The sequence below is a fragment of the Gluconacetobacter aggeris genome (assembly GCF_014174395.1).
Classification (GTDB): domain Bacteria; phylum Pseudomonadota; class Alphaproteobacteria; order Acetobacterales; family Acetobacteraceae; genus Gluconacetobacter; species Gluconacetobacter aggeris.
On sequence record NZ_JABEQD010000006.1, the window covers coordinates 179,466 to 195,040 of the forward strand.

The 15,575-nt window shown below is 66.1% G+C and carries 16 protein-coding genes; 12 read left to right on the plus strand and 4 right to left on the minus strand.

Going from position 1 to position 15,575, the window contains the following annotated elements; all coding sequences use genetic code 11:
• Positions 1 to 118: 118 nt before the first annotated feature.
• From HLH36_RS10845 to HLH36_RS10855, 3 genes are all read right to left on the minus strand, one after another.
• Positions 119 to 2,221, minus strand: coding sequence for a putative bifunctional diguanylate cyclase/phosphodiesterase (locus tag HLH36_RS10845; protein WP_246376711.1), 2,103 nt, complete (start codon positions 2,219 to 2,221; stop codon positions 119 to 121).
• Between the two features lie 391 nt (positions 2,222 to 2,612).
• Positions 2,613 to 3,281, minus strand: coding sequence for a hypothetical protein (locus tag HLH36_RS10850; RefSeq protein WP_182986385.1), 669 nt, complete (start codon positions 3,279 to 3,281; stop codon positions 2,613 to 2,615).
• A gap of 329 nt (positions 3,282 to 3,610) precedes the next feature.
• A complete protein-coding gene (locus HLH36_RS10855) occupies positions 3,611 to 3,832 on the minus strand; it encodes a hypothetical protein (RefSeq protein WP_182986386.1) in 222 nt (73 codons plus the stop codon).
• A gap of 46 nt (positions 3,833 to 3,878) precedes the next feature.
• On the opposite strand from HLH36_RS10855, the gene HLH36_RS10860 reads away from it, so the two are divergent.
• Complete coding sequence (locus HLH36_RS10860) at positions 3,879 to 5,615, plus strand: glycoside hydrolase family 68 protein (RefSeq protein ID WP_182986387.1); 1,737 nt, start codon at positions 3,879 to 3,881, stop codon at positions 5,613 to 5,615.
• Between the two features lie 79 nt (positions 5,616 to 5,694).
• Complete coding sequence (locus HLH36_RS10865; RefSeq protein ID WP_182986388.1) at positions 5,695 to 7,299, plus strand: glycoside hydrolase family 32 protein; 1,605 nt, start codon at positions 5,695 to 5,697, stop codon at positions 7,297 to 7,299.
• A gap of 13 nt (positions 7,300 to 7,312) precedes the next feature.
• On the opposite strand, the gene HLH36_RS10870 is transcribed toward HLH36_RS10865, so the two are convergent.
• Entirely contained in the window at positions 7,313 to 7,723 is a 411-nt protein-coding gene (locus tag HLH36_RS10870) for a lytic transglycosylase domain-containing protein (RefSeq protein ID WP_182986389.1), read from the minus strand.
• A gap of 80 nt (positions 7,724 to 7,803) precedes the next feature.
• Here HLH36_RS10870 and gspG point away from each other — a divergent pair, with 80 nt between their 5' ends.
• Genes gspG through HLH36_RS10920 form a run of 10 tightly spaced genes read left to right on the plus strand, consistent with a single transcriptional unit; the run spans position 7,804 to position 15,562 of the window.
• The gene (gene gspG / locus HLH36_RS10875; protein ID WP_182986390.1) at positions 7,804 to 8,250 is read left to right on the plus strand and encodes a type II secretion system major pseudopilin GspG; all 447 of its coding nucleotides are present in this window, start codon (positions 7,804 to 7,806) and stop codon (positions 8,248 to 8,250) included.
• Between the two features lie 11 nt (positions 8,251 to 8,261).
• Positions 8,262 to 9,050, plus strand: a complete 789-nt coding sequence (locus HLH36_RS10880) for a prepilin peptidase (protein WP_182986391.1) — start codon at positions 8,262 to 8,264, stop codon at positions 9,048 to 9,050.
• Entirely contained in the window at positions 9,043 to 10,734 is a 1,692-nt protein-coding gene (locus tag HLH36_RS10885) for a GspE/PulE family protein (RefSeq protein WP_182986392.1), read from the plus strand. The genes HLH36_RS10880 and HLH36_RS10885 overlap by 8 nt, the downstream gene beginning before the upstream one ends.
• Before the next feature lie 15 nt (positions 10,735 to 10,749).
• On the plus strand, positions 10,750 to 11,976 hold the full coding sequence (locus HLH36_RS10890) for a type II secretion system F family protein (protein WP_182986393.1): 1,227 nt from the start codon (positions 10,750 to 10,752) through the stop codon (positions 11,974 to 11,976).
• Complete coding sequence (locus tag HLH36_RS10895) at positions 11,966 to 12,394, plus strand: GspH/FimT family pseudopilin (protein ID WP_246376713.1); 429 nt, start codon at positions 11,966 to 11,968, stop codon at positions 12,392 to 12,394. Before HLH36_RS10890 ends, HLH36_RS10895 begins: the two co-directional genes overlap by 11 nt.
• A complete protein-coding gene (locus tag HLH36_RS10900) occupies positions 12,391 to 12,807 on the plus strand; it encodes a type IV pilus modification PilV family protein (RefSeq protein ID WP_220792793.1) in 417 nt (138 codons plus the stop codon). Before HLH36_RS10895 ends, HLH36_RS10900 begins: the two co-directional genes overlap by 4 nt.
• Positions 12,804 to 13,391 (plus strand): prepilin-type N-terminal cleavage/methylation domain-containing protein, encoded by a 588-nt coding sequence (locus HLH36_RS10905; protein ID WP_182986394.1) that lies wholly within the window; start codon positions 12,804 to 12,806, stop codon positions 13,389 to 13,391. The genes HLH36_RS10900 and HLH36_RS10905 overlap by 4 nt, the downstream gene beginning before the upstream one ends.
• A gap of 28 nt (positions 13,392 to 13,419) precedes the next feature.
• Complete coding sequence (locus HLH36_RS10910) at positions 13,420 to 14,457, plus strand: PilN domain-containing protein (protein ID WP_182986395.1); 1,038 nt, start codon at positions 13,420 to 13,422, stop codon at positions 14,455 to 14,457.
• Positions 14,458 to 14,468: 11 nt separating this feature from the next.
• The gene (gene gspM, locus HLH36_RS10915) at positions 14,469 to 15,080 is read left to right on the plus strand and encodes a type II secretion system protein GspM (protein WP_182986396.1); all 612 of its coding nucleotides are present in this window, start codon (positions 14,469 to 14,471) and stop codon (positions 15,078 to 15,080) included.
• Positions 15,077 to 15,562, plus strand: a complete 486-nt coding sequence (locus tag HLH36_RS10920; protein ID WP_182986397.1) for a general secretion pathway protein GspN — start codon at positions 15,077 to 15,079, stop codon at positions 15,560 to 15,562. Before gspM ends, HLH36_RS10920 begins: the two co-directional genes overlap by 4 nt.
• Positions 15,563 to 15,575: the final 13 nt, after the last annotated feature.

A 15,575-nucleotide genomic window follows, 5' to 3' on the forward strand; every position in this document is an offset into this window, starting at 1 on the left:
TAGCATCATAAGAAAATGTTGCAAAATCGCGCGACAAGGCAATCAAATCATGAAAGAAAATTCCCTCTGAACCGTGGAGGGGACACATTCCGCCGGCCCATGGTGCCCATCCTGCGCATCAGGCACAGGCCAGCAGACTCGGCAGAATATCTTCCACCGGCCGGGGCCGGGCGAACAGATAGCCCTGGACCTCGTCGCACCCCATCCTGACGAGCAGCCGGTACTGCTCGTCCGTTTCCACACCTTCGGCCGTAACGGACAGATCCAGGGAATGCGCGAGGCTGAGAATGGTCCGCGCGATCTTGCCGACCTTCTCCTGAGACATCGCCTGCACGAACCCGCAATCGATCTTGATCTTGCTGAACGGAAAGGACCACAGATATTTCAGCGAGGAATATCCGGTTCCAAAATCATCCAGCACCAGCCGGCAACCGATCTCGGCCAGCTTGCGCAGCGCCGCATGGTTCGCTTTCTCGTTTTTCAGAAACGATGTTTCCGTAATCTCGATTTCCAGCCTGTGTGCCGGCAGGCCGGTCTGCCGGAGGATTCTCCCGACCATATCGGGAAAGGCCGCATCGCCGAGCTGGATCGAGGATACATTCACCGCCACCCTGATCGCGTCCGGCCATGACAGCGCTTCCCGGCACGCGGCACGCATCACCCACTGCCCCAGCGTGTGGATCAGCCCGCTCTGTTCGGCAAGCGCGATGAACTGGTCAGGCAGGACGGTGCCGCGCGCCGGATGGCACCAGCGCACCAGGGCCTCGCAACTCCTGACCTGCTGGCCATCACGTTCATAGATCGGCTGGAAATGCAGGGTCAGGGTCTCGCTCGCCAGCGCATCGCGCAGTTCCTCGGTCAGGATCGCGGCACTCCTGACCTCCTCGCTCAGCGCGGCCTGGAACTGCTGGAAACGATTCCGTCCCTGGGTCTTCGCGCGATACATCGCCATGTCCGCGTGCTGCAGCAGGGTCTCCGCACTGTCGGCATCTTCGGGGAAACGGGCGGACCCGATGCTGGCCCCGATCACGATCCGCTTGCCATCCACCAGATAGGGCGCGCTCAGCGACGCCAGAAGCGGCGTCATCCGCAGCTCGATTTCCGACGGCAAGGCGGTATTGGGCCATAGAATGGCGAATTCATCCCCCCCGAGGCGGGCGATCAGGTCGCCAGGCCGCCCGTGCTCGCGCAGGCGTTCCGCGACAAGGCGCAGCAGGGCGTCCCCCGCCGGATGACCATGGACGTCATTCACCATCTTGAAATAGTCAAGGTCGATATAGAACAGCACAGCCGGCCTGTTCCCGCCGCACAATGCTTCCAGCCGCATGCTGAACAGGCGGCGATTGGCCAGATCGGTCACCTTGTCGAAATGGGCCAGCCGCTCGATCTGCCGCTCATTCTCCCGATAGACCGTCACGTCATCGAAAACGTACAGGTCCCACAGCGGCATTCCCGACCGGTCGGCAATCATCAGCCGGTTGAGGATCAGGTCCCGCCGCTTTCCCTCCGGGTCCTCGAGCGAAAACTCCATGCTCGCCTGCCCGTCATCCGCCGGCGCCGCATCCGTCATGCGGGACGTCATATGAGACGTCCTTTCAGAGAGGGCGGAATCGCCGAACCGCCTGGCCGCGCGATTCATCAGAATGACCTCTCCATTGCCGACGGACCGGACGATCAGCGGCGACGGCACATTCTGGACGATGCGATCGATGAACAGCTTGTCGCGCAGGATCTTCTCATTCGCCTCATGGAGCCTCTCCGTCGCCGTGCGCAGTTCCGACAGCGCCGTCTTCTTGGCGGCATGCGCGTGACGGACCAGGTCGATGGCCGAGCCGACCCCCAGGCAGATCCCGTGTTCGACGACGATGAAGCCCAGCAGCAGTTCCGACGGGTTCGCACCCAGGGCCTGCGGCAGGAAGTCCGCCACCAGTACGGCGGCTTCCACGATGGTCGGGCGCGGGTCCATCAGCAGCGTGACGGGACGCCGGTGATAGACCGAATATCCATACTGGCCGGCCATGCGCACATGAAACGTATGGCGGTCGACCAGGCCCAGCGGGTGCCCTTCCCGATCGACGATGACGACGTACAGCAGGTGGGGATCATTCTCGAAATGCTGCTGGACATCGCCGCCGACGGCCGTTTCCGGCAGGATGGGCACAACGGCCGCGATATCGCGCATCGTCTGCGCGGCCGCCGTGCCATTCTCCAGCATCGTCATTGCGGAACCTTCAACTGCATGCTCAATGAATTACGACCATCTCGCACATCGAGAAACAAGAATACATAGAATTCACGCAGTCGGCCAGGTACATCCGATCTGAACAAGAATTTTTTATTTCGGACATCATACCGGGATCATCAGATCCACAAAACCATCCGGACGATTAAAGAACATCGTATTCCATATCGCCGGACGATTTTATCGTCCACTCTTTTGCTCCCGATAGAAGCCGGCGCGCGCCACCTGGTGACGACCGTATCCACGCCAGATGCATGGCCAGGCTCCGGGCCTGCTGCCGGCTCTCGGGGATCGCCGTCGTCTCGAACAAGGTTCCGGCCCGCATGGGCCCGATCGCGTACAATACCGGCGCACCGGCACCGGATGCCCCTCAGGCGCCCCGTTGGCATCGGTCGCCAGCGTCACGCCCCAATCCCCGGCGACCGCATGTCCGTCCAGGAAGAGCGTCCTCAGCAACGGGGATTGGACCTTCCGATAGTCGGTGACCGGCCCGGTGCAGTTGATGACGCATGATGCGGAGGCTTTCCGTTCCCCCTGACGTCACGATCGTCAGATATCCAATCCCGGCCGACATCGCCAGATCGCGCACATGCCCGCGGCGGATGGCCAGAAGCCCCGCTCGCCGCTGCCGCTCCACCTGTTCCGCGATGCACGGCGCTCCGAAACGCCGCCAGATAGGCGCCGGCGGAAGGCACCGTCGAATCCGGCACAGCGGGCCCCGCACCCGGCACACATGGTCCAGGCTCGGCAGGCCGTGCCTGGACACCATGGTGACCGGCCCGCGATGCCCCTTTTCCCGCAGGCGCAGCAGCATGTCCACCACCGTCAGCCCCGTCCCGACCAGAACGACCGGCGACTCGCGATCGGAAGGCAGCAGGGCCTCCTCCAGAAAACGCTTCTGCTTCAGCAGGATCAGCGTGCCGAATTTCTGCTGGCCGATCCTGACGGCCGTGACCGCGGCATGCGCGGCCGGTACCCGCAGGGGCAACGCCAGCCCGGCGAAACCCAGGGCAAGGGTCGAACGTCCGGACAGGGTCATCGGTCCGGTCATTTCCGCCCTGCACCGCGATCGACGATATCGCGGCCGCCGTCACGTTCGCGCGGGCACGCCCGCACCGGCCCACCCGCGAGATATGATCATCGAACGATCCGCAATGCGACGGATGATGGAGTTCCACATCCGACGGGTGAAGCTCCAGGTTCATGGTGCCGCCATGTTCCCTTCACGGGCCGGACGGGAACTATGGACTTGCCCGCATCGTTTCTCGCATATCCGCCGGACGCCAGAATCACCATGACGATGCCCTTCAGGCAGAGATCAGGTAAAAATAAACCTGCCACATTTCAGACCGATTCGGAGCATAGTATTCATTCGAATACATTTATTTTAACGTAAAATTTACTATTTTTAGCGCAAACGGTGCCGTTTGATATTGGCATTTCATCGGAACCGGCACGAATTTGCCGTAAATTCGTCATAAAATTAAATTTGACTCTTGTAACCAAAAAGTGATCTTCTCTTCCCTGCCCCGAAGGCGAAAGACATAAGTCGTTGTAAATCAACATTTTGTCGACGAATACCACGGTCATGAGGCAGCTCCTCGACCAGGAGTGCGTCATACGGAAGGAGGGTAATATGGCAAACATACGCCGGAAAAAACCAATATTCACAATGGCAGTGGCCGGATCGTTGATCGCCGCCACGGCTGCCCAGACAGCATTCGCGCAGACGCAGAATGCCCGGCAGGAGGCGCTCCGTGTCGCCCCCCATCCCGGCATGATGCCCCACGCGGGCCGGATGTTCCCGGGGACTTCGCTGACCGGCGTGCCTGGCTTCCCCCTGCCCACGATCCATACCCAACAGGCCTATGCGCCCGACGGGGACTTTACGGCCCGCTGGACGCGCGCCGACGCGCTGCAGATCAAGGCGCATTCGAACCCATCGGTCTCGGCGGGGCAGAACTCATTGCCTTCCCAACTGATCATGCCCGGTATTCCTGCAGATTTCCCGACCATCAATCCGGATGTCTGGGTATGGGACACCTGGACCCTGATCGACAAGCATGCCGATCAGTTCAGCTATAACGGCTGGGAAGTCATCTTCTGCCTGACGGCGGACAAGAATGCCGGATACGGCTTCGACGATCGCCATACCCACGCCCGCATCGGCTTCTTCTATCGCCGCGCCGGGATTCGGGCCGACCAGCGCCCCGCGAATGGCGGCTGGATCTATGGTGGCCACCTGATCCCGGAAGGCGCGCAGGAACAGGTCTTCAAGGGGACGGCCTACACGATCACGGCGGAATGGTCGGGCTCGATGCGCCTGCTGGACCCGCGCGACAACAAGGTATCGCTGTTCTACACCGACATGGCGTTCAACCGCGACGCGTCCGGGCAGGATATCACCCCCGCCCAGGCGGTGATCACCCAGAGCCTGGGCCAGATCCATGCCGATTTCAACCATGTCTGGTTCACCGGCTTCACCACCCACACACCGCTGCTGCGTCCTGACGGCGTGCTTTACCAGAACGGGGCGCAGAACCCGTACTATAACTTCCGCGATCCGTTCACCTTCGAGGACCCGAACCATCCCGGCGTGAACTACATGGTGTTCGAGGGCAATACCGCCGGCCAGCGCGGTGTCGCGAACTGCACCGCCGAGGATCTGGGCTACCGCCCCAACGATCCGCACGCCGAAACCGTTCAGCAGGTCCTCGATAGCGGCGCCTATTATCAGAAGGCGGCGATCGGCCTCGCGGTGGCCGAGGATTCATCGCTGTCGAAATGGAAGTTCCTGACGCCCCTGATCTCGGCCAACTGCGTCAACGATCAGACCGAACGTCCCCAGATGTATATCAAGAACGGAAAATACTACATCTTCACCATCAGCCACCGCACGACCTACGCGGCGGGTGTGGATGGTCCGGACGGCGTGTATGGCTTCGTCGGCAACGGCATCCGCAGCGACTTCCAGCCCATGAACTACGGCAGCGGCCTCGTGCTGGGCAATCCCACGGACCTCAACCAGGCGGCAGGCACCGACTATGATGCCAATCCGCTGCAGAACCCCAGGGCATTCCAGTCCTACTCCCACTATGTGATGCCGGGCGGCCTGGTCGAATCCTTCATCGACACGGTCGAAAACCGTCGCGGCGGCACGCTGTCTCCGACGGTCAAGCTGGGCATCCGCGCCGATGCCTCGGCGGTCGACCTGCGCTACGGCAATGGCGGCCTGGGCGGCTATGGCGACATCCCGGCCAACCGCGCAGACATCAACGTCTCGGCCTTCATCCAGGACCTGATCAGCCAGAATGTTTCGATCGGGCCCAATACCACCGGCCAGGTCAACGCTTTCGTCAACACGAACAAATAATACAAGGCCAGACCGGCCCTTTCCGGGACCATCCCGGAAGGGGCCGGTTTTCCGATTCGCGGGAACCATGCCCAGGAAGATGAAAAGATCCGTTCATACGGCCCGGTTCGACATCGTCCTTCGCTGCCGCGCGCTCGCCGTGGCATGCCTGTTTCTGATGCCGCCGCCTCACCTGCGGGCGCAGGAGGCACCGACACCCCAATGGCGGCCGGCCCTGCATTTCTCACCCGCCGAACATTGGGTGAACGACCCGAACGGTCCATTTCTTCTCGACGGCACCTATCATCTTTTCTACCAGTACAATCCGGCCGGCATGGTCTGGGGCCCCATGTCATGGGGGCACGCCACCAGCACCGACCTGCTGCACTGGCAGGAGCAGGACATCGCCATTCCCGCCACCCCGCAAGAGGATATCTTCTCCGGTACCGTCATCTATGACAGCCAGAACCGCTCCGGGCTGGGCAGCGCCTCCGCACCGCCGCTGCTGGCATTTCATACCTCGGTCTTCCACGGCAATCCCGCGCACCCCGATGGCACGCAGGCCCAATCCCTGTCCTACAGTCTGGATCGCGGCGCGCACTGGCAGGCCTACGATCGCAATCCGATCCTGACCCTGCAGCCGGATTCAAGACAATTCCGCGACCCGTCGATTATCTGGTACCCGCAGGGCCAGTGCTGGATCATGACCACGGTCGTCGCCGATGCGCAGTTGGTCAAGCTGTACCGGTCGACCGACCTGCTGCACTGGTCCTTCCTCAGCGATTTCCAGCCGTCCGGCTACCGCAAGCCCGGCATGTTGTGGGAAATGCCCTTGCTGATACCGCTTGCGCTGGACGGCAATCCGCATGACACACGCTGGGCGATGATCGTCAGCGTCAATCCCTGGAGCATCGCCGGCGGATCGGGCGTTCAATATTTCATCGGGCGCTTCGACGGCACCCGTTTCACGCCCGACAGCCTGCCGCCGGAAGGGTCCGATCCATCGGCCTATCATTGGCTGGATCACGGCGCCGACCAGTATGCGGCGATCCGCTTCGCCAATACCGGCTCCGCTGCGCCGCTGCTGATCGGGTGGATGAGCAACTGGGATTACGCGGACGCCCTCCCGACATCCCCCTGGCGCGGACAGATGACGCTGCCCGTCCGGCTTGGGCTGAAGACGGTCGATGGACAACCCGTCCTGATCCAGGCACCAGCCGCGACGTACGAGGATCTGGTGCATCGGCAGGGCGTCTCCGCCTTTTCCGACCGGCAACTGGGTCCGGGCCAGAGCTGGCATGCCCCGCTGGGCGGAGACGTGCTGGATATCCGCGTGACCCTGCGGCGGGGCGACGCGCCACGCGCCGGCATCGTCGTGCGGCAGGCGCCGGACGGCCGGACAGGAACCGTGATCAGCTACGATTTCACATCGGGAAATCTCACGCTCGATCGCAGCCATTCCGGCCAGGTCGGGTTCTCGCCCCGTTTCAGCCTGGCGCATGTCGCCCACCTGTCCGCACCGGGCGGGGTGGTGTCGCTGCATCTGGCGGTCGATCGCAATTCGGTCGAACTCTTCGCCAATGGCGGCGTGCTGCGCATGACCGACCTGGTGTTCCCACCCGCGGGCAGCAACGGTGTATCGCTGTTTTCCGATGGCGGCCGCACGCAATTCACCGGCCTCCGCATCTCGGCGCCCGCCCGATGATCGCACGCCCCATCTATGGCAGGGTCGGCTGGAACAGGCGCCGCGCCCAGGCCAGCACCAGCGCCTGGTAGGATTGGTTCAGAAGGACGGTATGAGAATGATAGTTGCCGACCGCCCGCATCAGGTCGCCGCGCGTTTCATTCAGATACACACGCATGATCGCGCCCGCCGCGCTGATATTATAGCAAGGCTGGTCCAGCAGGTTGCGATAGACGACCTGCGGCGCGACATGGGTGAAACGGGCGATCGGATCGATCCAGAGCGTATTGACCTGCATGACGCCCAGATCGTCCGTGCCGTTCGCATTATGATGCACCAGCCCGTTCCGCCCGTTCTCCACCGCCTGGATCGACGGCAGGATGCGCGGAGGCAGATGGTAGAGCGACGCCGCGAACACCATGCAGCCGACATACGCAATCGCCATGGCGGGGTCCTGCCCTTCCATCCTGAATGCCGGCCCTGATGCGGCGGCCTCGTTTCCTATCACAGCAAAGCGGGTTCAAGATGCCGAAATCTTCTCACGCCTTTTCCTCCGCGCGGCAGGGCCGCGACGGCGGCTTCACCCTTCTGGAACTGCTGGTCGTGATCGCCATCCTCGGCCTGCTGATCGGCCTCGTGGCCCCGGCCGCGCTGCGCCAGTTGGGCGGCGCCCGCAATTCGGTGGCCCGGCAGTCGATCCAGCGGCTGGGCGAGGTGCTGGATCTGTACCGGCTGGACATGGGCAGCTATCCCGGCACCGAAGACGGGCTCCACGCCCTGGTCGCCCGACCGGCCGGCGCCGAGAGCTGGAACGGCCCCTACGTCAAGGACGGCACCGACCCGCTCGATCCGTGGCACCATCCCTATATCTATCGCAATCCCTCCGAGCGGCCGGGGCATGAGTACGATCTGTGCTCGGCCGGCTCCAGCGGCAATGCCGCCGATCGGGCAACCATGATCTGCAACCCCTGAACGCCCCGGCGATGCAGCTTCCTCCCCCTCTGCCGTCCCCCTGGCTGCCTCTCTTCCTGGCCCCCTTCATCGGGTCGTTCCTGGGGGTGCTGGCCTGGCGCCTGCCCCGTACCGACCCCGTGGTCCTGGCCCGCTCGGCCTGTCCCCGCTGCCGGACGATCCTGACGCCATGGGAGCTGGTGCCGCTGCTCAGCTACCTGGCGCAGAAGGGGCGCTGCCGCACCTGCCACGCCCCGATCGACCCTTCCCATCCCGTCATGGAAATCCTGGCCCTGGCCGTCGCGGCCCTGGCCATGCTGGCAGCCTTCGCAGGTGGCGCCACCGGCCCGCTCGCAGCGGCGGCGACCTGGCGCGGCTGCCTGTTCGGGTGGTGGCTGCTGGTCCTGGCCGCGATCGACCTCAAGACCTTCCGCCTGCCGGACATCCTCACCCTGCCGCTGACGGCGGCGGGGCTGATACTGGCCGCAACGGACGGATGGACCACGTTCCTGGCGCACGGCACGGCGGCCCTGCTCGGCTATACCCTGTTTACCGGACTCGCGCTGGCGTACCGCCGGCTGCGGGGCCATGACGGGCTGGGGCTGGGCGACGCGAAACTGCTGGCGGCCGGCGGGGCATGGCTGGGGCCGGCCGCGCTGCCCATGGTGGTGTTCGCGGCAGCACTCCTGACCCTCGGCTTCATTCTCGTCATCACACGCGGCAGGATCGGCCGCGACATGGCCATTCCCTTCGGCCCCGGCCTCGCCGCGTCGATGTGGGGAACCTGGCTATGGCAGACGGCTTGCCCGCTTCATGGATAAGGCCATCCCCCCGGTCGAGGACCTGGCCGAATTGCTGGTCGCGCACGGCCGCTGCGACCCACGGTCCGTCGAACGCGCACGCCGCGCGGCAGAGCAAAGCGGCGGCCGGCTCGACCAGATCCTGCTGCAACTGGGCCTGGTGTCGGAACGGGACATGGCGCAGAGCTATGCCGACCTGCTGCACATCCCGCTGGTAGCGCCCGAACATTATCCCGATGACCCCGTGCTGGCGGATACGCTCGGCGCCCGTTTCCTGCGCGACGCGCACGCGGTGCCGCTGGCCGTGCGCGACAATATCCTGACACTGGCCCTGCGCGACCCGCTGGACGGGTTCACGCCGGCATCGATCGCAGCCGCCGCCGGCCTGCGCGTGGCCTGCCAGGTCGGCGTGCCGATCGAGCTGGAAGCCGCGCTCGACCGCCTCTATCCACGCACCGAGGCCGAATCGTCCCCGCCCGAGGATCACGAGGCCCCGCTGGAGGACGATGCGGAGCGGCTGAAGGACCTGGCCTCCGAGGCGCCGGTGATCCGCCTGGTCAACCAGATCATCGGCCGCGCGGTGGAGAGCCACGCATCCGACATCCATATCGAGCCGTTCGAAGACAGGCTGCGCGTGCGCTACCGCCATGACGGCGTATTGCACGAGGTCGAGAGCCCGCCGGCCCAACTGATCCCCGCCATCATCTCGCGCATCAAGATCATGGCCCGGCTGGACATCGCCGAACGCCGCCTGCCGCAGGACGGGCGGATCAAGCTGGCCGTGCGCGGGCACGAGATCGATTTCCGCGTCTCCACCATCCCGTCGCTATATGGCGAGACGGTGGTGCTGCGCGTGCTGGACCGCTCCAGCGTCCGCTTCGACTATGCCACGCTGGGGCTGGCACCCGACATCGTCACCCGCATGCGCGCCCTGCTGGCGCAACCGAACGGCATCGTGCTGGTGACGGGCCCCACCGGCTCGGGCAAGACCACGACACTCTATACCGGCCTCGCGGACCTCAACGCCACCACACGCAAGGTCGTGACGATCGAAGACCCGATCGAATACCAGCTCGACGGCATCAACCAGGTCCAGGTCCGGCCGCAGATCGGCCTGACCTTCGCCACCCTGCTGCGCTCCATCCTGCGCCAGGACCCCGACGTGATCATGGTGGGCGAAATCCGCGACATCGAAACCGCGCAGATCGCGGTGCAGGCGGCGCTGACCGGGCATCTGGTCCTGTCCACCCTGCACACCAATTCGGCCGCCGCCGCCATCATCCGCCTGCGCGACATGGGGGTCGAGGACTACCTGCTGACGGCCGTGCTGCGCGGGGTGCTGGCGCAACGGCTGGTCCGCCGACTGTGCGACGCCTGCAAGACGCCCTACACCCCATCGCACGAACTGGTGGACCGGCTCGACCTGCGCCGCCTGTCCGGCGGCGCGCCGGTGACCCTGTTCCATGCCGTCGGCTGCCCCCGCTGCCGCCAGACCGGCTATAGCGGCCGCCAGGCGATCGCCGAACTGCTGGAACCGGACGAGGCGATCGAGCACCTGATCTTCTCGCGCAGCGACCACATGGCGATCGAGCGCGCGGCCATCGCCGCCGGCATGGTGCCGATGTTCACCGCCGGCCTGGCGGCCGCCCTGCGCGGCGAGACGACGATCGAGGATGTCACGCGCAGCGTCCGCGCCGGCACCTGACGGGGAGGCAATCACATGGCTGAATTCGCCTACACCGCCGTCGATGCCCAGGGCACGCTGATCCGCGGCACATTGGAGGCCGAGACCGAAGATGCGGTCCTGACGGCGCTGCGCCGCCAGGGCCATATCCCGATGCGGATCGGCGCGCCGCCGCCCTTCGCCCCGACACGGGCGCTCGGCGGCCTGGCGGGCACGCTGCGCCGCCCTGGCCTGCGCCGCGCCGAACTGGCCGCCATCACGCGTGAACTGGCGGTCATGCTGGGGGCCGGGCAGGATATCGACCGCGCCCTGCGCTTCCTGGCCGAGACCACGCCCCGCGCGCGGGTGCGCGCCGTGCTGGACGGCGTCCGCACGATGGTGCGCGACGGCCGCGCGCTGCACGTGGCCATGGGGCGTTATCCCGGCAGTTTCCCGCGCCTGTATCTCGGCATGGTCCGCGCGGCGGAAGCCACCGGCGACCTCGCACCGACCATGGACCGGCTGGCGGTGCTGCTGGAACGCGAACGGGCCCTGACCGCGACGGTGCAGTCGGCGATGATCTATCCCGCCATCCTGACGCTGGCAGCCATCGGGTCGATCGCCCTGCTGCTCACCACGGTCCTGCCCCAGTTCACGCCCCTGTTCGCCCAGAACGGGGTCGCATTGCCGGCCTCGACCCAATTCCTGATCGGGGCCGGCGCCTGGCTGGGCCATTATGGGCTGGCCGTGCCGCTGGTCCTGCTGGCGCTGGTTCTGCTGGGCCGCGCCCTGCTGCGCCGTCCCCCCATCCGGCTGATGGTGGATCGCCGGCTGCTGGCCCTGCCGGTCGTGGGCGCGCTGATCGGCGAAATCCTCGCCGCCCGCTTCGCCCGCATCCTGGGCACGCTGCTGGAAAACGGCGTACCGATCCTGACGGCACTGGCGATCGTGCGCGAGGCGACCACCAATCGCGCCGCCATCGCCGCGATCGACGCGGCGACACAGAGCGCCAAGGCCGGCTACGGGCTGGCCGCGACGCTGGACGGCGCGTCGGTCTTCCCGCGCCGCATGATCCACCTGCTGCGGCTGGGCGAGGAAACGGCACAGCTCGGGCCGATGGCCCTGCGCGCCGCCGACATTCACGAGGACCAGGCCCGCATCGCCATCCAACGCCTGGTGGCGCTGCTGGTGCCGGCGATCACCATCATCATGGGGCTGCTGGTCGCCGGGATCGTTTCCTCGCTGCTGCTGGCGATGCTGAGCCTGAACGACCTTGCACAATAGACGCCCCGCCCGGCCCGGCGAGGGCGGCTTCACCCTGATCGAAATGATCGTGGTCGTCCTGATCCTGAGCCTGGTCGGCGCGATCATGGTCGGACGCGGGCCGTTTCATTCCGTCACGCTGAATCTGCACGGCGCGGCGCGTCAGGTCGCGTCGGCAATGCGCGAAGCCCGGATGCAGGCCATCTATTCCGGCACCACGCTGCCCTTCACGCTCGACGCGGCGCACCGGGATTACGGGCAGCAACCCGGTCTCCGCCACAGCCTGCCGGCCGGCGTGTCGATCGCCGGGCCGGCGCGCTTCCTCTTCTATCCCGACGGCAGCGCGGCCGGCCCCACAGCCGCGCTGGCCGAAGGCGGGCGGCATGTCATCCTGCGCGTCAACTGGCTGACCGGCGCCGTCGGCGTGGAGGGTCCATGATCCCACCACGCCCATCCACCCCACAGGACGGCTTTACCCTGATCGAAGTCCTGGTCGCCTTCGTCATCGTGATCCTGGCGCTGACGGTCGCCTATCGCGGCATGCTGGACGGCGTCGCCGCCACGCAACTCTCCAACCGCACGCAGGATGCCCTCTCCCGCGCCCAATCGCATCTGGCTGCCGTCGGCCATGGCATGCGCATCGGTCCGCTGGAACAGGATGGCGACGACGGCAGCGCCCTGCACTGGCACGTCCGGATCGTGCCCGCAGAGGCGGCTGCCGGCATCTCATCCGGCCTCGTGCTGTACCGGGTACAGGTCACCGAATCCTGGCCCGATCCGTCCGCCGCATCAGGCCGGCGGTCGGTGGAACTGCGCACCCTCCGCCTGGGCACGCGCGAGGCATCTCCATGACCGGCAAACGTCACGGGCAGGCAGGCTTCACCCTGCTGGAAATCCTGATCGCACTGGTGGTGTTCTCGCTGGTGCTTCTGGTCCTGCAACAGGGATTCCAGACGGCGACGATGCTGTTCGAACGCCAGCACGGCATGCTGGCCGCGCAGGCCGAACTGGGCGCCGTCGATCGCCTGCTGCGCGGATTGATCACCCGCGCCGATCCCGGAGCGGGCCGGGAAGGCCCCCTCTTCGTGGGGCAGGCGCACGGGCTGGTGCTGCGCGGCACGCTGCCAATGGCACTGGGCAACCAGCCGGACGCCCAGGCGGACATCCGCCTGTCGGTCGATACAAGGCACCGCCTGCTGCTGATCTGGATTCCATACCGGCACGTCATCGAATCCGCGGCAGGCGAACGGCAGCAAACGCTGCTGACAAACGTTACGGACCTGGACTGCTCCTATTTCTCGAACGGACACTGGAATACGACATGGGACGGCGACCACCTGCCGGCGCTGGTGCGCATCCGCATCCGCTTCCCCGACGGCGATCCCCGGCACTGGCCGGACATCGTCGCTTCCCCCCTGCTGGACCCTATGCCGTGACAGGAGCCAACATCATGAAGCGCACCTCATGATTGCCAGGCTCCTGTTCGCCTGGTGGTGGCGACAGATCCGCAGCCTGATCCCGGAACGGGTGCGGCTGGCACGGCTCCAATCGCCTCCCCGGCTGGTCGCCGCATGGAACGGGCAATCGCTTTCCCTGTCGCTGGAACGGCAAGGCCGTTCCACGCCATTGGGCACGCTCGGCCTGTCCGAGGCCGCCGATGCCGAAACACAGGCCACCTGCCGCGCCATTCAGGCAGGCCGGTACCATCCGACCGAAACGATCCTGCTCCTGCCACCCAGCATGGTGATGCAGCGCGAGGTGACCTTGCCCGCCGCGACCGAGACCGACCTGGATGGAACCCTGGCCTATGAGATGGACCGGCTGACTCCCTTTTCCGCCGATGCGCTCTTCTACAGCCACACCATCATCCGGCGGGATGCCGCGTTGAATCAGGTGCGCATCCTGCTGTCGCTCGTACTCCGGGCATCCGTCTCTACCCCCCTGGGGATGCTCGCCTCGCTCGGCATCCAGCCGGACCGGCTGGACGACGCCACCCGGTCGGTTCCCATCCCGCTGAAGACGGACCGGTCGCCCTGGCGCAGCCTGAAGGACACCCGCATCCTGGTGGCGGCCGGTGCCACCCTGCTGCCCGCACTGGTGGTGGCGCTCCTGTTCTGGCGCCAGGCCACCGAACAGGCGGCGCTGTCGGCGCGGATCGCGGCGCTGCGCCCGGCCGCCCTGCAGGCGGCCATGCTGCGCCGCGAGGCCGAAGATCGCCAGGCCGGCGAGACCGTCATCGCCGCGACGCGCCGGCAATGGGGCGACCCGATGGCGGTACTGGCGGCAACCACGCAGATGCTGCCCGACAACAGTTTTCTGACCGATCTGAGCCTCCGCCAGGGACAATTGATCATCAGCGGCCAGTCGCCCGAGGCGACGGGGCTGATCCAGGTGCTGAGCCGGACGCCGCTTTTCCGCAATCCCGCCTTCGTCGCCCCGGTCACGCGCGTGACGGGGCAGAATGCCAGCGTGTTTTCCATTCGCGTCGATGTCGGCCACTGAGCGGAAAAAACATGAATCACGGGACAACATCCTTGCTGACATGGGTACGCACCCTCCCCGAAGGGCGGCGGGGGCAGGCACTGGCATTGGGCATGCTGGCGGTCGCGCTGGGGCTGGCATGGCTTCTGGTGCTGGGACCGGTCTGGAACCTCCATGCCGACCGCGCACAGGGGCTGGAACTGCAACGCGCCACCCTCGCCCGCATGGAACGGCTGGCCACCGCCCTGCCGGCACTGCGCCAGGCGGCCACCACCTCAGCGCCCGGCCCGTCGCAATTGATCGACGGCACCACCGACGCCGTCGCAAGCGCCAATTTGCAGGACATCCTGCAAAAGCTCGCCAGCACGACGGGGACCGAGATCACGAGTGCCGAAAACGTGGCCCCGGCAATCGCCGGGCGCTACCGGCGGATCGGGCTGCATGTCGTGGTCACCGCGCCGTTTCCGACCCTCATCCAGTTGCTTGCCCGGCTGGAGCAATCCACCCCCGCGATCGTGATCGACGGGCTGCATCTGCATGGCGCCGATGCGGACGGCGGCTCGGCCGCCGCCATGGATTGCGACATGGTGGTTCATGCGTTCCGGCGCACGGACGGCACGCCGGCGCGGAAGGACGCACCATGATCCGCACCGCATCCCGACCGCGCCGAGCCCCCGCCGCCTGCCTGGCGGCGCTGATGCTCGGCGCCTGCGCGGCACGGGCCCTCGCCGCCCCGCCTCCGCAGAAGGCACAGACCCCCCCGGATACCACGCAGATCGACTCATGGCGGCAGACGATCCTGGCGCGCCCCCTGTTCAACCCGGCCCGCCGCCCGGCCGAAACCCAGGCGACGGAAGACAGCCTCCCCCGCCTGGCGGGCATCGTCGTCAGCCATGGCAGGCGGCACGCCATCTTCATGATCCCGGGACAGGCGCGCGGCCGGATCGCCGATGTCGGCGACGTTGTCGGCCCATGGCGGGTCCTCGCGATCGAGAACGGTACGATCCGGGTTCGCGGCGCGACGGGCGAACAGGCCATGCGCCCGGACCGCGATCGCCGCACCGACAGCGGGACGCACGGCACCGCGTCCACATCCAGCCCACCCCACAGCCCTGAAGACCAATGACAAGGCCCTACAC

Excerpts from the sequence above, each read along its gene's own strand:
- HLH36_RS10860 (WP_182986387.1), top strand. The coding sequence starts at position 3,879 with ATGGCAAACATACGCCGGAAAAAACCAATATTCACAATGGCAGTGGCC.
- gspG (WP_182986390.1), top strand. The coding sequence starts at position 7,804 with ATGCCGAAATCTTCTCACGCCTTTTCCTCCGCGCGGCAGGGCCGCGAC.
- HLH36_RS10870 (WP_182986389.1), bottom strand. The coding sequence starts at position 7,723 with ATGGCGATTGCGTATGTCGGCTGCATGGTGTTCGCGGCGTCGCTCTAC.
- HLH36_RS10845 (WP_246376711.1), bottom strand. The coding sequence starts at position 2,221 with ATGACGATGCTGGAGAATGGCACGGCGGCCGCGCAGACGATGCGCGAT.
- HLH36_RS10890 (WP_182986393.1), top strand. The coding sequence starts at position 10,750 with ATGGCTGAATTCGCCTACACCGCCGTCGATGCCCAGGGCACGCTGATC.
- HLH36_RS10905 (WP_182986394.1), top strand. The coding sequence starts at position 12,804 with ATGACCGGCAAACGTCACGGGCAGGCAGGCTTCACCCTGCTGGAAATC.
- HLH36_RS10865 (WP_182986388.1), top strand. The coding sequence starts at position 5,695 with ATGAAAAGATCCGTTCATACGGCCCGGTTCGACATCGTCCTTCGCTGC.
- HLH36_RS10880 (WP_182986391.1), top strand. The coding sequence starts at position 8,262 with ATGCAGCTTCCTCCCCCTCTGCCGTCCCCCTGGCTGCCTCTCTTCCTG.
- HLH36_RS10855 (WP_182986386.1), bottom strand. The coding sequence starts at position 3,832 with ATGACCGTGGTATTCGTCGACAAAATGTTGATTTACAACGACTTATGT.
- HLH36_RS10910 (WP_182986395.1), top strand. The coding sequence starts at position 13,420 with ATGATTGCCAGGCTCCTGTTCGCCTGGTGGTGGCGACAGATCCGCAGC.
- HLH36_RS10850 (WP_182986385.1), bottom strand. The coding sequence starts at position 3,281 with ATGACCCTGTCCGGACGTTCGACCCTTGCCCTGGGTTTCGCCGGGCTG.
- HLH36_RS10885 (WP_182986392.1), top strand. The coding sequence starts at position 9,043 with ATGGATAAGGCCATCCCCCCGGTCGAGGACCTGGCCGAATTGCTGGTC.
- HLH36_RS10920 (WP_182986397.1), top strand. The coding sequence starts at position 15,077 with ATGATCCGCACCGCATCCCGACCGCGCCGAGCCCCCGCCGCCTGCCTG.
- gspM (WP_182986396.1), top strand. The coding sequence starts at position 14,469 with ATGAATCACGGGACAACATCCTTGCTGACATGGGTACGCACCCTCCCC.
- HLH36_RS10900 (WP_220792793.1), top strand. The coding sequence starts at position 12,391 with ATGATCCCACCACGCCCATCCACCCCACAGGACGGCTTTACCCTGATC.